The 17,672-nt window shown below is 67.5% G+C and carries 17 protein-coding genes; 8 read left to right on the plus strand and 9 right to left on the minus strand.

Annotated elements, in window-relative coordinates; genetic code table 11:
- Positions 1-25 precede the first annotated feature (25 nt).
- The 3 genes from AU185_RS06025 to AU185_RS06035 are packed head-to-tail and all read left to right on the plus strand — an operon-like array spanning position 26 to position 5,969.
- Positions 26-4,903 (plus strand): NAD-glutamate dehydrogenase, encoded by a 4,878-nt coding sequence (locus AU185_RS06025; protein WP_059102351.1) that lies wholly within the window; start codon positions 26-28, stop codon positions 4,901-4,903.
- The gene (locus AU185_RS06030; RefSeq protein WP_059102352.1) at positions 4,900-5,313 is read left to right on the plus strand and encodes an acyl-CoA thioesterase; all 414 of its coding nucleotides are present in this window, start codon (positions 4,900-4,902) and stop codon (positions 5,311-5,313) included. Before AU185_RS06025 ends, AU185_RS06030 begins: the two co-directional genes overlap by 4 nt.
- Positions 5,310-5,969 (plus strand): DUF8010 domain-containing protein, encoded by a 660-nt coding sequence (locus tag AU185_RS06035; protein WP_082683761.1) that lies wholly within the window; start codon positions 5,310-5,312, stop codon positions 5,967-5,969. Before AU185_RS06030 ends, AU185_RS06035 begins: the two co-directional genes overlap by 4 nt.
- A gap of 32 nt (positions 5,970-6,001) precedes the next feature.
- Here AU185_RS06035 and AU185_RS06040 read toward each other — a convergent pair whose 3' ends face one another.
- Both AU185_RS06040 and AU185_RS06045 read right to left on the minus strand, forming a co-directional pair.
- Positions 6,002-7,564 (minus strand): glycoside hydrolase family 13 protein, encoded by a 1,563-nt coding sequence (locus tag AU185_RS06040; protein ID WP_059102353.1) that lies wholly within the window; start codon positions 7,562-7,564, stop codon positions 6,002-6,004.
- Entirely contained in the window at positions 7,564-7,959 is a 396-nt protein-coding gene (locus AU185_RS06045; RefSeq protein WP_059102354.1) for a globin, read from the minus strand. Before AU185_RS06045 ends, AU185_RS06040 begins: the two co-directional genes overlap by 1 nt.
- A gap of 139 nt (positions 7,960-8,098) precedes the next feature.
- On the opposite strand from AU185_RS06045, the gene AU185_RS06050 reads away from it, so the two are divergent.
- Genes AU185_RS06050 through AU185_RS06060 form a run of 3 tightly spaced genes read left to right on the plus strand, consistent with a single transcriptional unit; the run spans position 8,099 to position 9,495 of the window.
- Positions 8,099-8,767, plus strand: coding sequence for an HNH endonuclease (locus AU185_RS06050; RefSeq protein ID WP_059102355.1), 669 nt, complete (start codon positions 8,099-8,101; stop codon positions 8,765-8,767).
- A 25-nt stretch (positions 8,768-8,792) separates the two neighbouring features.
- Entirely contained in the window at positions 8,793-9,023 is a 231-nt protein-coding gene (ctaJ, locus tag AU185_RS06055) for an aa3-type cytochrome oxidase subunit CtaJ (protein WP_082683762.1), read from the plus strand.
- Positions 9,010-9,495: a DUF5130 domain-containing protein gene (locus tag AU185_RS06060; protein WP_059102356.1), complete on the plus strand. Its 486-nt coding sequence runs from the start codon at positions 9,010-9,012 to the stop codon at positions 9,493-9,495. Before ctaJ ends, AU185_RS06060 begins: the two co-directional genes overlap by 14 nt.
- Here AU185_RS06060 and AU185_RS06065 read toward each other — a convergent pair whose 3' ends face one another.
- From AU185_RS06065 to AU185_RS06095, 7 genes are all read right to left on the minus strand, one after another.
- Complete coding sequence (locus AU185_RS06065) at positions 9,496-9,846, minus strand: HNH endonuclease (protein WP_156425419.1); 351 nt, start codon at positions 9,844-9,846, stop codon at positions 9,496-9,498.
- 92 nt (positions 9,847-9,938) lie between these two features.
- Complete coding sequence (gene pepN, locus AU185_RS06070) at positions 9,939-12,524, minus strand: aminopeptidase N (protein WP_059102358.1); 2,586 nt, start codon at positions 12,522-12,524, stop codon at positions 9,939-9,941.
- Positions 12,525-12,549: 25 nt separating this feature from the next.
- A complete protein-coding gene (locus tag AU185_RS06075; protein WP_059102359.1) occupies positions 12,550-12,900 on the minus strand; it encodes a DUF732 domain-containing protein in 351 nt (116 codons plus the stop codon).
- A gap of 190 nt (positions 12,901-13,090) precedes the next feature.
- Positions 13,091-13,537 carry an SRPBCC family protein gene (locus AU185_RS06080; protein ID WP_059102360.1) on the minus strand — a complete coding sequence of 149 codons (447 nt, stop codon included), beginning with the start codon at positions 13,535-13,537 and terminating at the stop codon, positions 13,091-13,093.
- A 4-nt stretch (positions 13,538-13,541) separates the two neighbouring features.
- The gene (locus AU185_RS06085; RefSeq protein WP_059102361.1) at positions 13,542-14,744 is read right to left on the minus strand and encodes an MFS transporter; all 1,203 of its coding nucleotides are present in this window, start codon (positions 14,742-14,744) and stop codon (positions 13,542-13,544) included.
- Positions 14,745-14,828: 84 nt separating this feature from the next.
- Entirely contained in the window at positions 14,829-16,049 is a 1,221-nt protein-coding gene (locus AU185_RS06090) for an RNA polymerase sigma factor (protein WP_197413466.1), read from the minus strand.
- Positions 16,040-16,381 (minus strand): YciI family protein, encoded by a 342-nt coding sequence (locus AU185_RS06095; RefSeq protein ID WP_059102363.1) that lies wholly within the window; start codon positions 16,379-16,381, stop codon positions 16,040-16,042. The genes AU185_RS06090 and AU185_RS06095 overlap by 10 nt, the downstream gene beginning before the upstream one ends.
- A 151-nt stretch (positions 16,382-16,532) precedes the next feature.
- On the opposite strand from AU185_RS06095, the gene AU185_RS06100 reads away from it, so the two are divergent.
- Both AU185_RS06100 and AU185_RS06105 read left to right on the plus strand, forming a co-directional pair.
- A complete protein-coding gene (locus AU185_RS06100; protein WP_059102364.1) occupies positions 16,533-17,153 on the plus strand; it encodes a mycothiol-dependent nitroreductase Rv2466c family protein in 621 nt (206 codons plus the stop codon).
- Between the two features lie 45 nt (positions 17,154-17,198).
- On the plus strand, positions 17,199-17,672 hold the full coding sequence (locus tag AU185_RS06105; RefSeq protein WP_059102486.1) for a ribose-5-phosphate isomerase: 474 nt from the start codon (positions 17,199-17,201) through the stop codon (positions 17,670-17,672).

Here is a 17,672-nt window from a genome sequence, read left to right on the forward strand (position 1 = left end):
AAGCGACTGGGGGAATACTAAGGTCATGTCGGTGACTCCGGGAGCCGACGGAAGTCCGGCCGGCGTGGCCGGGCCGGGACGTTCACCGGCATTGGACGACCAGACCACGGCGCGGCTCTCGCGTGCCTATCTCGAGACGTACCGCGGCCCGCACGCCGACGCGCCCTCGGCGGACGCCGCGGTGACGATGCCGATGACCGTGACGGTGCACGACATGGTTCCCCCCGGCCTCGTCAGCGCGCATCACCGGCTGGCCCGCAGCAGGCGGGCCGGCGACACCCGCGTCGCGGTCTACGCCGCCGACGACCCGGCCGGATTCGGACCCGCGCTGCAGATCGTCACCGAATACACCGCGATGGTCCTCGACTCGGTCACGGTGCTGCTACACCGCTTCGGTGTCGCCTACACCGCGATCATGAACCCGGTCTTCCGGGTCCGTCGAGGACCGGACGGCGAGCTGATCGAGGTGGCGCCGATCGGCGAGGACGGCCGCGACACCCGCGGCGACGAGGTGTGGATACACGTCAAGCTGGCGCCGACGGCGGATATGACGGCCGTCGCCCGCGTGGCGCAGCTACTGCCCAGCGTGCTGGCCGACGCCCGACAGGTCGCGCGCGACTCAGACGCGCTGTCGTCGACGATGCGCTGGCTCGCCCACGAACTCGACGCCGATTCGGGTAACCGGTTCGCCGGCTCGGATCGCGCCGATGTGGCGGCCCTCTTGCGCTGGCTGGCCGACGGACACTTCGTGGTGTTGGGCTACCAGCGCTGTCAGGTCCGCGACGGGCGGTCGGCGGTCGACCCGGCCAGCCGGCTGGGGGTGCTGCGGCTGCGCCACGACGCGCTACCGCAACTGACGAACACCGACGAGTTGCTGGTGCTGGCGCAGGCCACCATTCCGAGCTACCTGCGCTACGGCGCCTACCCGTACATCGTCGTCGTCCGCGAGAACCAGGGCGCCGCGGCGATCGAGCACCGTTTCGTCGGCTTGTTCACGGTCGCGGCGATGAACGCCAACGTCGTGGACATACCGCTGATCTCGCGTCGGGTGAACGAGGCGCTGGCACTGGCCCGGCGCGATCCGAGCCATCCGGGACAGTTGCTGCTCGACATCATGCAGACCATTCCGCGATCCGAGTTGTTCGCGCTGCCAGCCCAGAACCTGCTGGACATGGTGACGGCCGTCGTCGACCTGGGCTCGCGTCGGCGCACCCTGCTCTTCCTGCGCGCCGACTCGCTCGCCCATTTCGTGTCATGCCTGGTGTATCTGCCGCGTGACCGCTACACCACCGCGGTTCGCCTCGAGATGCAGGACATCCTGGTTCGCGAACTGGGCGGCGTCAGTATCGAATACACCGCGCGGGTCAGCGAATCACCCTGGGCGGTAGTGCATTTCTCGGTCCGCATGCCGGACTCGACCAAGCCCCGCGACATCGACACGTCCGCCGACAACGAGACGCGGATCCAAAATCTGCTCACCGAGGCCGCCAGGACATGGGGCGATCGGCTGATCGGCGCGGTCAAGACCGGCTCGATCGACCAGCGCAAGGCGGAGCACTATTCGACGGCGTTCGCCGAGTCGTACAAACAGTCGGTCTCACCGCTCGGCGCGATCGACGACATCGCGATCATCGAAGAGCTGCAGAACAATTCGATCAAACCGGTGCTCGTCGACACCGACGAAGAAGGCACCGCACAGCTCACCCTCTACCTCGGCGGCCACTCAGCATCGCTGTCCGATCTGCTGCCGATGCTGCAGTCGATGGGCGTGGTGGTGCTCGAAGAGCGGCCCTTCACCGTGGTGCGGCCCGACGGGTTGCCGGTGTGGATCTACCAGTTCAAGATCTCGCCGCACAAATCCATCCCCCGCATAGCGCCCGACGAGCGCGACCAGACCGCGGCGCGGTTCGCCGACGCGGTGACCGCGATCTGGCAGGGCCGCGTGGAGATCGACCGGTTCAACGAACTGGTGATGCGGGCAGGCCTGAACTGGCAGCAGGTGAGCGTGCTGCGCAGCTACGCAAAGTATCTGCGGCAGGCGGGTTTTCCCTACAGTCAGTCCCATATCGAGGCGGTCATCAACGACAACGCCAAGACCGCGAGGTCGTTGGTGGAGCTGTTCGAGGCGCTGTTCTTCCCCGCGGCCGACCCCGATGAGAGCACGCCGAAGCGCCGCGACGCCCAGGCCGCCGCGGCAGCGGTGTCGGCCGACATCGACGCGCTCGTCAGCCTGGACACCGACCGGGTGCTGCGCGCGTTCGCGTCGATGATCCAGGCCACGCTGCGCACCAACTACTTCGTCACCAACCCGCAGTCCGCGCGCGCACAGGACGTGCTCTCGTTCAAGCTCAATCCCGCATTGATCGACGAATTGCCGTTGCCGCGGCCCAAATTCGAGATCTTCGTGTACTCGCCGCGGGTGGAGGGCGTCCATCTGCGGTTCGGATACGTCGCCCGCGGCGGTCTGCGCTGGTCGGACCGACGCGAAGACTTCCGCACCGAGATCCTCGGCCTCGTCAAGGCGCAAGCCGTCAAGAACGCGGTGATCGTGCCCGTCGGCGCCAAGGGCGGCTTCGTCGTCAAACAGCCACCGACACCCACCGGCGACCCCGCCGCCGATCGCGATGCGCAGCGCAACGCGGGCGTCGCATGCTACAAGCTGTTCATCGCCGGCCTGCTCGACGTCACCGACAACGTCCACAAGGCCACCGGTGAGGTGGTGCCGCCGCCCGATGTGGTGCGCCGCGACGGTGACGACGCCTATCTCGTCGTCGCCGCCGACAAGGGCACCGCGACCTTCTCCGACATCGCCAACGAGGTCGCGAAGTCCTACGGCTTCTGGCTCGGCGACGCGTTCGCCTCCGGCGGTTCGGTGGGCTATGACCACAAGGCGATGGGCATCACCGCCAAGGGGGCGTGGGAATCGGTCAAGCGCCACTTCCGTGAGATGGGCGTGGACACCCAGTCCGAGGACTTCACCGTCGTCGGCGTCGGCGACATGAGCGGCGACGTGTTCGGCAACGGGATGTTGCTGTCCAAGCACATTCGCCTGCTGGCCGCATTCGACCACCGGCACATCTTCATCGATCCCGACCCGGACGCGGCGCGGTCGTGGGAGGAACGCAAGCGCCTGTTCGATCTGCCCCGGTCCAGTTGGGAGGACTACGACCCGTCGTTGATCAGCGAGGGCGGTGGCGTCTACAGCAGAGAGCACAAGTCCATTCGGATCAGCCCGCAGGCCCGCGACGCGCTCGGAATCGACGGTGGTGCCGAAGAGCTGACGCCGCCCAACCTGATCAAGGCGATCCTGAAGGCTCCCGCCGACCTGCTGTTCAACGGCGGCATCGGCACATACATCAAGGCCGAGACGGAGGCCGACGCCGACGTCGGTGACCGGGCCAACGATCCCGTCCGGGTGAACGGAAACCAGGTGCGCGCCAAAGTGATCGGCGAAGGCGGCAATCTCGGTGTCACGGCGCTGGGGCGCATCGAATTCGACCTCAATGGTGGGCGCATCAACACCGACGCGCTGGACAACTCCGCGGGTGTCGACTGCTCCGACCATGAGGTCAACATCAAGATCCTGATCGACTCGCTGGTCACCGCCGGCAAGGTCAGCGCCGAAGAGCGCACCGACCTGCTGCTGTCGATGACCGACGAGGTCGGCAGGCTGGTGCTCGAGGACAACGAGGACCAGAACGACCTGATGGGCACCAGCCGCGCCAACGCGGCCAGCCTGCTGCCCGTGCACTCGCGGATGATCAAGGAGTTCGTCGCCGACCGCGGGCTCAACCGTGAGCTCGAGGCGTTGCCGTCGGAAAAGGAGATCCGGCGCCGCACCGACATCGGAATCGGGCTCACCTCACCGGAACTCGCGACTCTGATGGCACATGTGAAATTGGCGCTCAAAGCCGATGTGCTGAGCAGCGAGCTGCCTGACCAGGAGGCGTTCGCGGCACGCCTGCCCTGGTACTTCCCCGCAAAACTGCGTGAGCAGTTCAGCAGCGAGATCCGCGCGCATCAACTGCGTCGGGAGATCGTCACCACCATGCTCGTCAACGATCTGGTCGACACCAGCGGCATCACGTACGCCTACCGCATCACCGAGGACGTGGGAGTGGGTCCGGTCGACGCGGTTCGCAGCTATGCCGCCGCCAACGCGATCTTCCGGATCAACGACATCTGGCGCCAGATCCGTGCCGCGAGCGCGACCGGGGTGCCCGTGGCGGTCTCGGACCGGATGACGCTGGATCTACGCCGGCTCGTCGACCGGGCCGGCCGCTGGCTGCTCAACTACCGTCCGCAGCCCTTGGCGGTGGGCGCCGAAACCAACCGGTTCGCCGCGAAGGTCGCCGCGTTGACGCCGCGGATGTCGGAATGGTTGCGCGGCGACGACGAGGCCATCGTCACCAAGGAAGCGGCCGACTTCGCCTCCCAGGGGGTGCCGGAGGATCTGGCGTACCTCATCGCGACGGGGCTCTACCAGTTCAGCCTGCTCGACATCATCGACATCGCCGACATCGCCGACCGGGAACCGGACGAGGTGGCCGACACTTACTTCGCGTTGATGGATAACCTCAACACCGATACCCTGCTCACCGCGGTTTCGCGGCTGCAGCGAGAAGACCGGTGGCATTCGTTGGCGCGGTTGGCGATTCGTGACGACATCTATGGCTCGCTGCGGGCGCTGTGCATCGATGTGCTCGCCGTCGGCGAGCCGGAGGAGACCGGTGAGGAGAAGATCGCCGAGTGGGAGGCGACGAACGGGTCACGGGTGAGCCGCGCGCGCCGCACGCTCACCGAGATCTACGAGAGCGGTGAGCACGACCTGGCGACGCTGTCGGTGGCGGCCCGCCAGATCCGTAGCATGACCCGCACCAGTGGAACGGGGACGTCTCGGTGACCAACGGTTTCGTCGCGCCGGTGCATGTCCGGTGGTCGGACATCGACATGTATCAGCACATCAACCACGCCACCATGGTGACGATCCTCGAGGAAGCCCGGATTCCGTTTCTACGTGAGCCGTTCGGCCCGGAGATCGAAACCATCGGGCTGCTCATCGCCGAGGTCAACATTTCGTACAAAGCTCAACTGCGACTGGTGGACTCACCGCTGCAGGTGACCATGTGGTCCAAACGGGTACGCGCAGTCGATTTCACCATCGGGTACGAAGTGCGCCCGGTTGGTGCAGCCGCCGATGCGAAGCCGGCGGTGATCGCCGACACTCAGTTGGCGGCCGTACACATCAAAGAGCAGCGGCTGCAGCGACTTTCCGAGCAACAACGGGAATACCTGCGGCGCTGGACCCGATGACGCGATCAGAGCGGGGTCTCTGGCTGACGGATACGCCGCACCGCGACGACCTGGCCGCTTTCGCCGAGCGCGCGATGCGCCTCGACGACGCGGCGGTGATCCGGCTGCGCCAACGGCCGGGCAGGCTTGTGGTCGCCTGGGTGGCAACGGGATTCGACGTGCTGGCCAGCCGGGTGGTCAGCGGTGAGGTCAACCCGCCAGATCTGACCGCCGGTGCCGACACGCTGGCCGCCGGGCTGCGCGCGATGGACCGCAGCGGGTATGTCGAACCGGGTTTCGCGCTGGACTCCGCGTGGCACGGCGCGCTACCGCCGGAGTCTGGCTTCGTCCACCTGGACGATGTGCCCGCCCGCGTCATGCTCGACCTCGCCGAGCGTGGTGGGGCGCTGGCCAAGCAACATTCCAGCAACCACGGACCGCCGGTGTCGCTGCTGGACCAGGAGGTGGTCGCGGTGAGTTCGGGCGCGGACAGCGTCGGAATCCCGATGCGATGTGTATTCGCGTTGACGGCAATGGGTTTCCTGCCACAAGCGGGGTCGGCGGTGTCTGCGGAGGAAATCGTGCGGGTGCGGGTACTCCCGACGTGGCTGCGCATCGACGCACGGTTCGGCTCGGTGTATCGCCGCCGCGGCGACCCCGCCGTCGTCCTGCGGTAGTTTCGCTGGCGCGAGTGTGCGAAAGAGAAGAGCTACACCAGCCAGGCGGCGGTGTCCGGCGGCAGCCCGTCGTCGACCAACGCTCCGCTGGCGAGCAAGATCTCGCACTCCGGCAGCGGGATCGATCGGGTGCCCGCGTTGAGCACGCACACCAGCCCGCCGCCGCGGTGGAACACCAGGCTGTCGGCGGGGGAGTCGAGCCACTCGATGGTGGGCCCGTCGAATTCAGCGCGGCTACACCGCAATTGGAAGGCCCCACGAAAGAACGACAGCGTCGACTCCGGATCCTCGAGTTGGCGCGCCACGGTCAACTGCGTCCATTCCGGCGGAATCGGCAGCCAGGTCTCGGGGTACTCGGAGAACCCGAAGGGCGGAGCTTCGCCCTCCCACGGCATCGGGATCCGGCTGCCGTCGCGCCCGCGGCGGGTGTGTCCGGACCGCTCCCACACCGGATCCCGTAACGCTTCGTCGGGCAGGTCGACATTCGGCAAGCCGAGTTCCTCGCCGTTGTAGATGAACACCGCCCCGGGCAGTGCGAGCATCACCAGCGCCATCGCTCGTGCGCGCGCCAGCCCGACGTGTCCGCCGCCGTAACGGGTCGGCACGCGGTCGACGTCGTGATTGGCCAACGTCCACGTGGGCACCGCATCGGCCAATTCTGCTGCGGTGAGTGAGTTTTCGATCGCATGCCGAATGTCTGCGGCGTCGAATGCCGATCGCAGCAGACGGAAGTTGAAGCCGAGGTGCAACTCGTCGGGTCTCACATAGCGGGCGAACTGTCCGTTGTCGTAGACCCAGACTTCGCCGATCGCAACGGCTTGCGGGTAGTCGTCGAACACCCGGCGGATCCGGCGGTGGATCTCGTGCACGCCGTCATTGTTGAAGCGGGGGTCGTCGTCCATTTCGGCCAGCAGCATCTCGCCTTTGACCACCGCCATGTCCGGGAGCCCGGGCGGCTTGGCCATGCCGTGCGCGACGTCGATGCGGAAGCCGTCGATGCCGCGGTCGAGCCAGAACCGCAACGTCCGCTCGAGGTCGTCGAACACCTCGGGGTTCTCCCAGTTGAGGTCGGGCTGCGACGCGTCGAACAGGTGCAGGTACCACTGGCCGGGGTTGCCGTCCGCTTCGATCACCCGTGTCCAGGCCGGCCCGCCGAAGATCGACAACCAGTTGTTCGGCGGGTGCTCACCGTGCGGTCCGGTGCCGTCGCGGAAGATGTACCGCTCGCGCTGGTCGCTGCCGGGGCTCGCGGCGAGCGCCGCCTGAAACCACGGATGCGCCGAGCTGGTGTGGTTGGGCACCAGGTCCATCGTCACCTTCATGCCCAGGTCGTGGGCTGCGGCGGTGAGACGGTCCAGCGCCGCCATGCCGCCGAACAGCGGGTCGACGTCGCGCGGGTCGGCCACGTCGTAGCCGTTGTCGGCCATCGGCGAGACCATCACCGGGTTGAGCCAGATCGCATCGACTCCGAGCGCCTTGAGGTAGTCCAGCCGGGCGGTCACACCGTCGAGATCGCCAACGCCGTCGCCGTCGCTGTCCTGAAACGACCGCGGGTAGACCTGGTAAAACAGCGCGTGCGACCACCAGGGCGTCATCAGAACGGCGAGTTGACCATCGAATCGGCGGCCATCTCCAAGTAGGCCAACAGCTCTTTGCGATGCTCGTCGTCGAGCGTCTGAGAATCGATCTCGGCGATCGCACTGTGCATGCAGCGCAGCCACGCGTCGCGTTCGAGGTAGCCGATGCGGAACGGGGCGTGGCGCATCCGCAGCCGCGGATGCCCGCGCTGGTCGGAATATGTGCGCGGCCCGCCCCAGTACTGCTCCAGGAACATCCGCAGCCGCACCTCGGCGCCTTCCAAGTCCTCCTCGGGATACAGCGGACGCAGAATCTCGTCCTCGCGGACAAGCTCGTAGAACCGCCCCACGATCGCGCGGAACGTCTCGTGGCCACCGACTTCGTCGTAGAACGACTGCAGGGGCTGTGTCACGCCACCATTGTTCCCTGTTGCTGGATTGACCAGGTCAGCCGGTCGGGTCACTCGATGTTCACCGGACTGACCTGCGAACACGCAAAGAATTGTCGTGCGATTGTCCGCGATCCGTGGTGAACTGTCGGACGGAGGACGTATGGCGCATCGCAAGAAAGGCCCGTCCAGAAGGGCCGGCCAGCGGAGTCACGGTGCCGCGACCGCCCTAGCCGGGTCGGTGGTACCGGGCGCGCAAGCGCGCGTCCTACGCAGCGTCGACATCCATCCGCCAAGTACCACCGAGGCCTCGATCTGGGGCCGCCGCCGTGTCCTCCTGCTGAACTCCACCTACGAACCGTTGACCGCTCTGCCCATGCGGCGGGCGGTCATCATGCTGATGTGCGGCAAAGCCGACGTGGTTCACGACGACCCCAGCGGCCCGGTGATCCATTCGGCGACCCGCTCGATTGTGGTGCCGTCGGTGATCCGCCTGCGGTCGTACGTGCGGGTGCCGTACCGCGCGCGCATCCCGATGACCCGCGCGGCGCTGATGCACCGTGACCGGTTTCGCTGCGCATATTGCAGCGGCAAGGCCGACACCGTCGACCATGTGGTGCCGCGCAGCCGCGGCGGAGCCCACTCCTGGGAGAACTGCGTGGCCGCCTGTTCGACGTGCAACCACCGCAAAGCCGACCGGCTACTCGGCGAGCTGGGATGGACGCTGCGCACGGTTCCGATCCCGCCGAAGGGACAGCACTGGCGGCTGCTGTCGAGCCTGAAGGAACTCGACCCGGCGTGGGTGCGATATCTAGGCGAAGGCGCGGCGTAATCGCGGCTGGTATACGGTTTGCGACGTGAGCACCGCACTGACACATGCGCTATTGATATTGGTGCCGCTCGGGCTGACGGCCGTGCTTGCCGCGCTGATCTGGCGCCACAAGGGCCCGCACCCGGCGACCTACAAGATGTCCGAGCCCTGGAAGCACGCCCCGATCCTGTGGGCGTCCGACGAGCCGGCCGATCACGGGCACGGCCACGACACGCATGCGGCGACGATTGGAGGCGGCGCAAGTGGCAAGTGGTGATGTTGCGGTAACCGGCCATCGGGGCGCGGTCGAGCGCTCGGATCTCCCCCTGGGATGGGTGGTCACCTCCAGCGGCCGGATCTCCGGCGTCACCCAGCCGGGGGCGCTGTCGGTCGACTACCCGTTCCCGGTCAAAGACCTGGTGGTTCTCGACGACGCGCTCAAGTACGGCTCCCGTGCGGCCAAGGCGCGCTTCGCCGTCTACATCGGTGACCTCGGAGTCGACACCGCGGCGACTGCACGCGCGATCCTGGCTCAGGTGCCCACCCCCGACAACGCTGTGCTGCTGGCGGTCTCGCCGGACCAGCACGCGATCGAGGTGGTCTACGGCGCCGCCGTCAAGGGACGCGGCATCGAGGAGTCCGCTCCGTTGGGAGTCTCCGCTGCGGCGGCGTCCTTCAAGGACGGCAACCTGATGGACGGGCTGATCAGCGCGGTGCGGGTTATGAGCGCCGGCGTCACCCCGGCGTAATCAGGGTGCGCTGACTGTCAACGCGGCGCGAATCTGGACGTAGCGCTCGAGGAACCGGCGTTCGTCGAGGCGCTTGCGACGCAGCCAGCCGGTCACCTCGTCATTGCACTTGCTGGTGTTGCAGGAGGCGCAGGCGGGCACGACGTTGTCGATCGTGTAGCGGCCACCTCTGCTGATCGCCATCACGCAGTCGCGCTGCAGCGGCCGGTCGGTCACACCGCAATACGCGCAACCACTCCACGCGGCTTTGATGGCCTCCCACTGGGCTGCCGTGAGGTCATGGTCGACGGCGTCGAGCCGGCGCTTCCGTTTGCGGGCAGCCCTCGCGCGACGACTTCTGTTGACAGGCACCTGAAAAGCATGCCCCGCGAGCGACCACCAACTGCACACGAAATGCGGCGTGTCGCTGTACAGACTCGGTCGCTCGCGCGGTAGTGCGGTAGTTAGGACACGTCGAACGCGCGGGCGCGTAGCGCGCGCTCAACACCAGCGCGGCCCTCGATGACCAGCCGATGCAGCGGCGGCGGCACGTCGGGGTCTGCGAGGAACTTGTCGGCGGCGGCCAAGCCGGCCTCGCTGACATCCCACGACGGATACAACCCGATGACAACGGTCTGGGCGACCTCGCTGGACCGTCGTTGCCACACGCCGGAGATCGCCCCGAAGTACTTGGCACTGAACGGCTTCAGCATTTCCTGCTGGCCCGGCCGTACGAAGCCGCCGATGATCGACCGCGCGGTGATGTTCGGCAGCGCGTCGTCCTCGATCACCTGCTGCCAGGCCGCTTCTTTCACCGGTGCCTGAGGCCGGGCCGCCGATGCCGCCGCGGCGTGCCGCTGACCCGCGGCCGTCGGATCCCGTTTCGCCTCGGCGTCGATGAACGGCGTCTCCGGACTCTCGGCGTCGACAGCGCCGGCCGCCGCCAGCGCGGTGACGATGCGCCACCGCAGATCGGTGTCGACGACCAGCCCGGGCAGCCCCTTGGCCGCGGGATCCACCTCCAGCAGTTCCGTCAGCACTTCGATATGACGCCCGCTGAGCACCGAACTGCACAACGCGTTGACATAGGCCAGTTGATGATCCGAGCCCGGCTCTGCCTCGCGCCCCAATTCCAGGAGCCGGTCGGCGAATTCGGGCCAGCCCTGCTCCTGGGCCCACTGCGGATCGGCGTACGCGCTCAGCGCGGTCTGCGCCTGCAGCAGCAACCGTTGCAGCACCCCGACTTCGGTTTCGGCTTGTACGCCGCCGCACACCAGCGACACGAAGTCGCGGGCCTTCAACTCCGCCTCGCGCGTCATCTCCCAGGCCGCCGACCACGCCAACGTGCGCGGCAGCGGGTCAGCGATGTCGGCGATTCGCGTCAGCACCGTCTGCAGCGAGTCCTGGTCCAGCCGCAGCGAGCAGTACGTCAGATCGTCGTCGTTGACCAGGATCAGCTTGCCGCGCGGAACGCCGTGCAGCGCAGGAACATCGGTGCTCGAACCTTCGACATCGAGTTCCTCGCGGTGTACGCGCGTCAGCTTGCCGGAACCATCGTCGTCGTACACTCCGACCGCCAACCGGTGCACCCTGGTCTCCCCGGCGCCGGGGGCGGCGCCGCTCTGGGTGATCGCGAACCGGGTGAACCGCCCGTCGGCATCGAGATCGAAGTCGGGCCGCAGCGTGTTCAGGCCGGTCGTCTTGAGCCACTGCCTGCCCCAGCCCGACAGGTCGCGTCCAGACGCCTTCTCCAGCGCGCCGAGCAGATCACCGAACGTGGCATTGGCGAAGGCGTGGTCGCGGAAGTAGTCGCGCAGCCCCGACAGGAACTCCTCGAGCCCGACATACGCGACCAGTTGCTTGAGCACCGAAGCGCCCTTGGCGTAGGTGATTCCGTCGAAGTTCACCTCGACGGCCGCGAGGTCCGGGATGTCGGCGGCCACCGGGTGTGTCGAGGGTAGTTGGTCCTGCCGATACGCCCACGACTTCTCCACATTGGCGAACGTCGTCCACGCTTGGGTGTACTCGGTGGCCTCGGCCTGGCACAGCACCGAGGCGAACGTCGCGAAAGACTCGTTGAGCCACAGGTCATCCCACCACTGCATGGTGACCAGGTCGCCGAACCACATGTGCGCCATCTCGTGCAGCACGGTCTCGGCGCGGCGCTCGTAGGAGGCACGCGTGACCTTGCTGCGAAAGACGTAGTCCTCGAGGAACGTCACCGCGCCGGCGTTCTCCATCGCCCCGGCGTTGAACTCCGGAACGAACAGCTGGTCGTACTTGCCGAACGCGTAGGGGACACCGAAGTTGTTGTGGTAGAAGCCGAATCCCTGCTTCGTCTCGGCGAACAGCCGGTCGGCGTCCATGTGCTCGGCCAGCGACCTACGGCAGAACAGGCCCAACGGGATGTCGCCGTGCTCGTCGCTGTAGACGTCGTCCCAGCGCGCGTATGGGCCCGCGATCAGCGCCACCAGGTAGGTGCTCATCCTCGGGGTAGCGGCGAACGCGTGCCGGCGGGCCGGCCCGTCGTCGGTGACGTCGATCGTGGCGCCGTTGGACACCACCTCCCAATGCGACGGCGCGATCACCGTGACGTCGAAGGCCGCCTTGAGGTCGGGTTGGTCAAAGCACGCGAACATCCGCTTGGCGTCAGCGGTTTCGAACTGGGAGTACAGGTACACCTCGCCGTCGACCGGGTCGACGAACCGGTGCAGGCCCTCACCGGTGTTGGAGTAGCGGCAGTCGGCCTCGACGACCACGACGTTGTGCCCGGCCAGCCCGGTCAGCGGGACGCCGATGGATTCGTCATAGCCCGACACGTCGATGTCGCGCCCGTTGAGGGTGGCGCTGTGAATGGTGTCGGCCGCGATGTCGATATAGGTGTCGGCGCCGGCGAGCGCGTCGAACTCGACGGTCGTCGTCGACCGGAACGTGCGCTCGCCGGGCTTGCCGCCGCCTTCGGTGACGTCGAGAACAATGCGGTAAGAGTCGACGGTGACGAGGGCGGCGCGTTCAACGGCTTGGTCGCGGGTCAGGTTGGGAAGTGCCACGCGACCAACTTATCGCCCGCCGGGATTAGAAGCCCGGTATGGCCCGCGCAGCCGGGAGCCAGTCCAGCACCGTCCCGTTGCCGATCGACGAGATCGCCTGCGGGCAGTACATCGAGATCGCGATGCCGGTGAAGAAGGCGGCTATCTCGGGCGGGACGCCGTTGTCGGCCACCTGCGAGTACACTCGCGCGACGTTCTTGCCGGGTTCGACGAGCATCGGGCACACGGACCTGCCGAGGGCCACGGTGTCCGTCGGGTTGTCGAAGGCGACCCCCGCGTCGCTCAGCGCGGCGAGGAAGGAGTCGTCGATCGGTTCGGCCTGGGCCGGCGCGGCGACCGTCGTTGCGACCGCCGCCAAACCCACCACAAACGTCATAGCGCGGGCGTAGAGATCAAAGTGTTTGTTCACTTCGGTAACGATTCTTCACATTGGTCACAGGGGCAACACGGTTCGGTCACCGTTCGCACACTTAGGCGTTTCTTATTCGCGTCCGCCGCCGTGCATCGCTAACGGGACACACCATGAAGGGCGGCCGCCTTGAGCGGGGCCGCCATTCATGCCTTCCCTATGGCTTGCGGATCGGATCGCCGGTGCCGACCGTGAGGAGGTTCGGCAGGCTCCGGTTGATGTAGAAGTCCCAGCCTCGCGAGCAGGCCTCGTAGCACTCGACGGTTGGCCGAAGGCCCTCGTGAGTGAACCGCAGACTTGTTCCGCCGGGCGTGGGGTTGATGTCGAAGATCACCTGCGTGCCGGTCCATTCGGTGTGGTCCTCGACGAAGTCGAGCCGGCTGTCGATGACCTGCCACACGATCCGCTTCGGAGGGGTGACTTGGGTCAGGCGAAAACGGCACCAGAGGTCGTTGAAGTCGGTGAAGGTGAATTCTCCGCCGCCGGCGGCGGTTTCGCCGTCGATGCCCTCGCTCCACCACTTGTCGACGTTCGTGACGGCCTCGAAGACCTCCTCGGGGGTGTTCGGCACGACGATCTCGATCGTCAAACTGTTGTCACTCATGTTCCTACTTCCTTTCTTCGGGTTGGGTGGTGCATGACGGTGGGGTGAGTCGGTTGGTGGCCCACGCGACGGGAATCGCGACGAGCGCGATCACGAATCCGGTGACGACGGCCGCGGAGGTGGTGAACGCCGCGAGCGCTACACCGCCGGCGAAGGAGCCGAACGCGATCCCGAGGTTGATCGCCGAGGCGGGCAGCGATTGCGCCAACTGTTCCCCGGGACCAGCCAGCGCGACGACGCGGTACTGCAGCGACGGGCCCAGGCCCATCGAGAAGACGCCCAGCGCCAGTAGGAGTACCGCCACGAGGAACGGGTTGGCGCCGAACAGGTGGAGCGCCGCCAGAGATCCCGCGGCACCGACGGATCCGAAGATCAGGGTGCGCCCGGCGTTCCAGTCGGCGAACCGCCCGCCACCGAACGAACCGACCGCGGTGGCGGCACCGTAGGCCAAGAGGAAGACGCTGACCCAGCCGTCTGAGATCCCGGTGACCTCGTGCAGGAACGGCACGATGTAGGTCAGCGCCGCAAACGTCGAACCGAACACCAGGGCGCACAGGACCAGCACCGCGAGTACCCGCGGGGCGAAGGCGTACCTCGCCTGGTCGCCGACGCCGCCACCGGTGCTGGGCACGGACGGAACAAGCGCCACCGTGGCGACGAGCGTGACCGCGAGCAGCACGACGATGGCGGTGTAAGAGCCCCGCCAGCCGAGCGCTTGGCCGAGCAAGGTGCCTAGCGGCACGCCAACCGCGGCGGAGACCGCGACGCCGGAGATCACCACCGCCAGTGCCCGCCCGGCCCGCGCGGGTGGGACCACGGCGAGGCCGACCGCGAACGCGGTGGCGTCGAACAGACCCGCGAATGCGCCTGTGAGACAACGTGCCACCAGGGTGAGGTCATAGCTGGTGCTGACCGCGACGACGAGGTTGCACGCGATCGACAACGCGAGCGCGCCGCACAGTACCCTGCGCTTGTTCAGCCTGATCGTCAGCGCGGTGAGGATCGGACCGCCGATGGCCAGCACCAGCGCATACGCGGTCACCAGGGTTCCCGCCGTCGAGACGGAGACGCTCAAGTCGTCGGCGACGAGGTCGAGCACCCCGACGACGAGCAGCTCAGAGGTGCCCATGACGAACGCGCCCACGAAAAGCATGGCCAGGGCGCGGGTGGCGCTGGCAGGCACCACAGCCGCTTGCTGAGTACTCACGAGACTTCCCCTTCTGTTCGGTGGGCTTTGCCCTACCGACGAAGGAGGACGGCCGAAATGGACATCGGCCGGACGGGAAATTCGTCAGAGTTGGCGAAGGCGTTCGGCCAGGTAGCGGCGCTCGGCCTCGGTCGGCGCGAGCTTGCGGGCCTCCTCGTAGGCCGCCCTGGCCTCGTCGGTGCGTCCGACTCGGCGCAGCAGGTCCGCCCGGGTGGCGGGCAGCAGGTGGTATCCGTCGAGGCGGCCGGACGCCGCGATCTCGTCGACGAGCGCCAGTCCGGCCGAGATGCCGTCGGCCATCGCGACCGCGACGGCCCGGTTGAGGTCCACGATCGGCGATGGCGCGAGCCGGGCCAGCTCGGTGTACAGGGCGGCGATCTGCCGCCAGTCCGTGCTCGCCACGTCGGGCGCGGTCGCGTGGCAGGCGGCGATCGCGGCCTGCAGCTGGTACGGCCCGGCCCGGCGCATGGCCAACGCCTGATCGAGCGTCTCGGTGCCCTCGGAGATCAGCGACCGATCCCAGCGGGACCGGTCTTGGTGCTCCAGGGTGACCAGCACCCCGTCATCCGTGCGCGTCGCCCGGCGGGCCTCGTGCAACAACATCAGCGCGAGCAGCCCGCGCGGCTCGGGCTCCTGCGGCATCAGCTCGACCAGCACCCGCGTCAGCCGGATGGCCTCGGCGCTCAGCGCCCGGCCCACACCCTGCTCGTCGTAACCCGCGTTGAAGATCAGGTACAGCACGGCGAGCACGGCGGCGAGTCGCTGCGGCAGCAGTTCGGCGGGCGGCACCCGGTACGGGATTCCGGCCTCTTTGATCTTGCGCTTCGCGCGGGTCAGGCGTTTGGCCATCGCCGGCTCAGCGGTCAGGAAAGCGCGGGCGATCTCGGCGGTGCTCAGGCCGGCCAGCGTGCGCAGCGTGAGTGCCACCCGGGCTTCGAACGGCAGCGCCGGGTGGCAGCAGGTGAAGATCAGCCGCAGGCGCTCGTCCGGGATCTCGTCGGGCGGCGGCGCTTCTGGTTCCTGCGTCGCGACCGACTGACGCAGCTTGGCGGCACCGGCGGCATCGCGGCGCAACCGATCGGTCGCCCGATTGCGCGCCGTCGTCGTGAGCCAGGCGCCCGGCCGGTGCGGGACGCCGTCGCGGGGCCAGGTCGTCAGCGCGGCGGCGAACGCGTCCTGGGCGCAGTCCTCGGCCAGGTCCCAATCACCGGTCAGCCCGATCAGCGTCGCGACCACCTGGCCCCACTCGTCGCGGTACGCGGCGTCGACGGCCGTGCGGATGTCGTCGGGTGCGGTCACTCCCATTCCCAGACCGGGCGGATCTCGATGCAGCCCCGGCGCGCGTAGACGTGGCCGGCGGCGATCTGGATCGCCTCGTCCAGGTTCGCGCACTCCAAAATCACGACGCCGCCGACGAAGTCCTTGGTCTCGGCGAACGGTCCGTCCGAAACCAGGGTCTCGCCGTCGCGCACCCGGACGGTGGTCGCGGTCTCCGACGGCCGCAGTCGCTCACCGGCCAGTTCGGCGCCCCGCCGCTGCAGGTCCGCCTCCCAAGCCTGATGCGCCGGGTCCGCGGCCAACTCCTCGTTGGTCGGGGCGTTGACCTCGTCATCGCAGATCAGCAGCACGTACTTCATGCGCCGATTCTGCCCCGACTGTAGGGAGCGGACGGCCGGAAGCCGCCCATCGCGGCAGCGTCGTTACGGTCGGCCCGCAGGTGGGAACATCGACCGGGTGGCCGCAGTTGTCACAACTGACGTCTGAACCCCTGCGCTCGAGAGGACTCCCATGCCCGAGAAGTCAGTCGCCGATTTCTGGTTCGACCCGCTGTGCCCGTGGTGCTGGGTCACGTCGCGCTGGATCCTCGAGGTGGAGAAGGTCCGCGACATCGAGGTCAACTTCCGGGTGATGAGCCTCGCGGTGCTCAACGAGGGTCGTGAGCTTCCCGAGCAGTACCAGGAGGCGATGAAGAAGGCGTGGGGCCCAGTGCGCGTGGCCATCGCGGCCGAACAGGCCAAGGGCCGAGAGATCCTCGGACCGCTGTACGCCGCGATGGGTACCCGTATTCACAATCGGGGATATGGAGAATCGGACCCCGATTTCACGCGGGTGATCGAGGAATCGCTGGCAGAGGTGGGATTGCCCGCCGAGTTGGCCGAAGCCGCCGCCAGCGACAAGTACGACGAGGCGCTGCGCAAGAGCCACCACGAGGGCATGGACGCGGTCGGCGATGATGTGGGCACGCCGACGATCCACGTCAACGGCGTGGCGTTCTTCGGACCGGTGCTGTCGAAGATTCCGCGCGGCGAGGAGGCCGGCAAGTTGTGGGACGCGTCGGTGACGTTCGCGTCGTACCCGCACTTCTGGGAACTCAAGCGCACCCGCACCGAGCCACCGCAGTTCGACTGATCGCACGCGGCGGCACCGCGGATCGCGTCTGCCACAATGGCCGCCATGCGCGTCTACCTGGGAGCCGACCACGCCGGCTTCGACCTCAAGCAGGCCATCATCGAGCACCTGCGCGGCACCGGGCATGAACCCGTGGACTGCGGAGCGTTCGTCAATGACCCCGACGACGACTATCCGGCGTTCTGCATCGCCGCCGCCGAGAAGACGGTGGCCGACCCGGGCAGCCTCGGCATCGTGCTCGGCGGTTCGGGGAACGGAGAACAGATCGCGGCCAACAAGGTGCTCGGTGCCCGGTGCGCATTGGCGTGGAGCGTCGAAACCGCGAAACTGGCGCGCGAACACAACAACGCGCAGCTGATCGGCATCGGCGGGCGGATGCACACCGTCGATGAGGCGTTGGCCATCGTCGACGCCTTTCTGAGCACCGCGTGGTCGGAAGCCCAACGGCACCAACGCCGTATCGACATCCTCGCCGAGTACGAGCGGACCCGCGTAGCGCCTCCCGTGCCCGGCGCTTAG

This window comes from Mycobacterium sp. GA-0227b (assembly GCF_001499855.1).
Classification (GTDB): Bacteria; Actinomycetota; Actinomycetes; order Mycobacteriales; family Mycobacteriaceae; genus Mycobacterium.

Bases quoted from the DNA above. Each gene is read 5' to 3' on its own strand.
- AU185_RS06025 (WP_059102351.1), top strand. From the start codon at position 26: ATGTCGGTGACTCCGGGAGCCGACGGAAGTCCGGCCGGCGTGGCCGGG.
- AU185_RS06035 (WP_082683761.1), top strand. From the start codon at position 5,310: ATGACGCGATCAGAGCGGGGTCTCTGGCTGACGGATACGCCGCACCGC.
- AU185_RS06040 (WP_059102353.1), bottom strand. From the start codon at position 7,564: ATGACGCCCTGGTGGTCGCACGCGCTGTTTTACCAGGTCTACCCGCGG.
- AU185_RS06050 (WP_059102355.1), top strand. From the start codon at position 8,099: ATGGCGCATCGCAAGAAAGGCCCGTCCAGAAGGGCCGGCCAGCGGAGT.
- AU185_RS06075 (WP_059102359.1), bottom strand. From the start codon at position 12,900: ATGACGTTTGTGGTGGGTTTGGCGGCGGTCGCAACGACGGTCGCCGCG.
- AU185_RS06080 (WP_059102360.1), bottom strand. From the start codon at position 13,537: ATGAGTGACAACAGTTTGACGATCGAGATCGTCGTGCCGAACACCCCC.
- AU185_RS06090 (WP_197413466.1), bottom strand. From the start codon at position 16,049: ATGGGAGTGACCGCACCCGACGACATCCGCACGGCCGTCGACGCCGCG.
- AU185_RS06095 (WP_059102363.1), bottom strand. From the start codon at position 16,381: ATGAAGTACGTGCTGCTGATCTGCGATGACGAGGTCAACGCCCCGACC.
- AU185_RS06100 (WP_059102364.1), top strand. From the start codon at position 16,533: ATGCCCGAGAAGTCAGTCGCCGATTTCTGGTTCGACCCGCTGTGCCCG.
- AU185_RS06105 (WP_059102486.1), top strand. From the start codon at position 17,199: ATGCGCGTCTACCTGGGAGCCGACCACGCCGGCTTCGACCTCAAGCAG.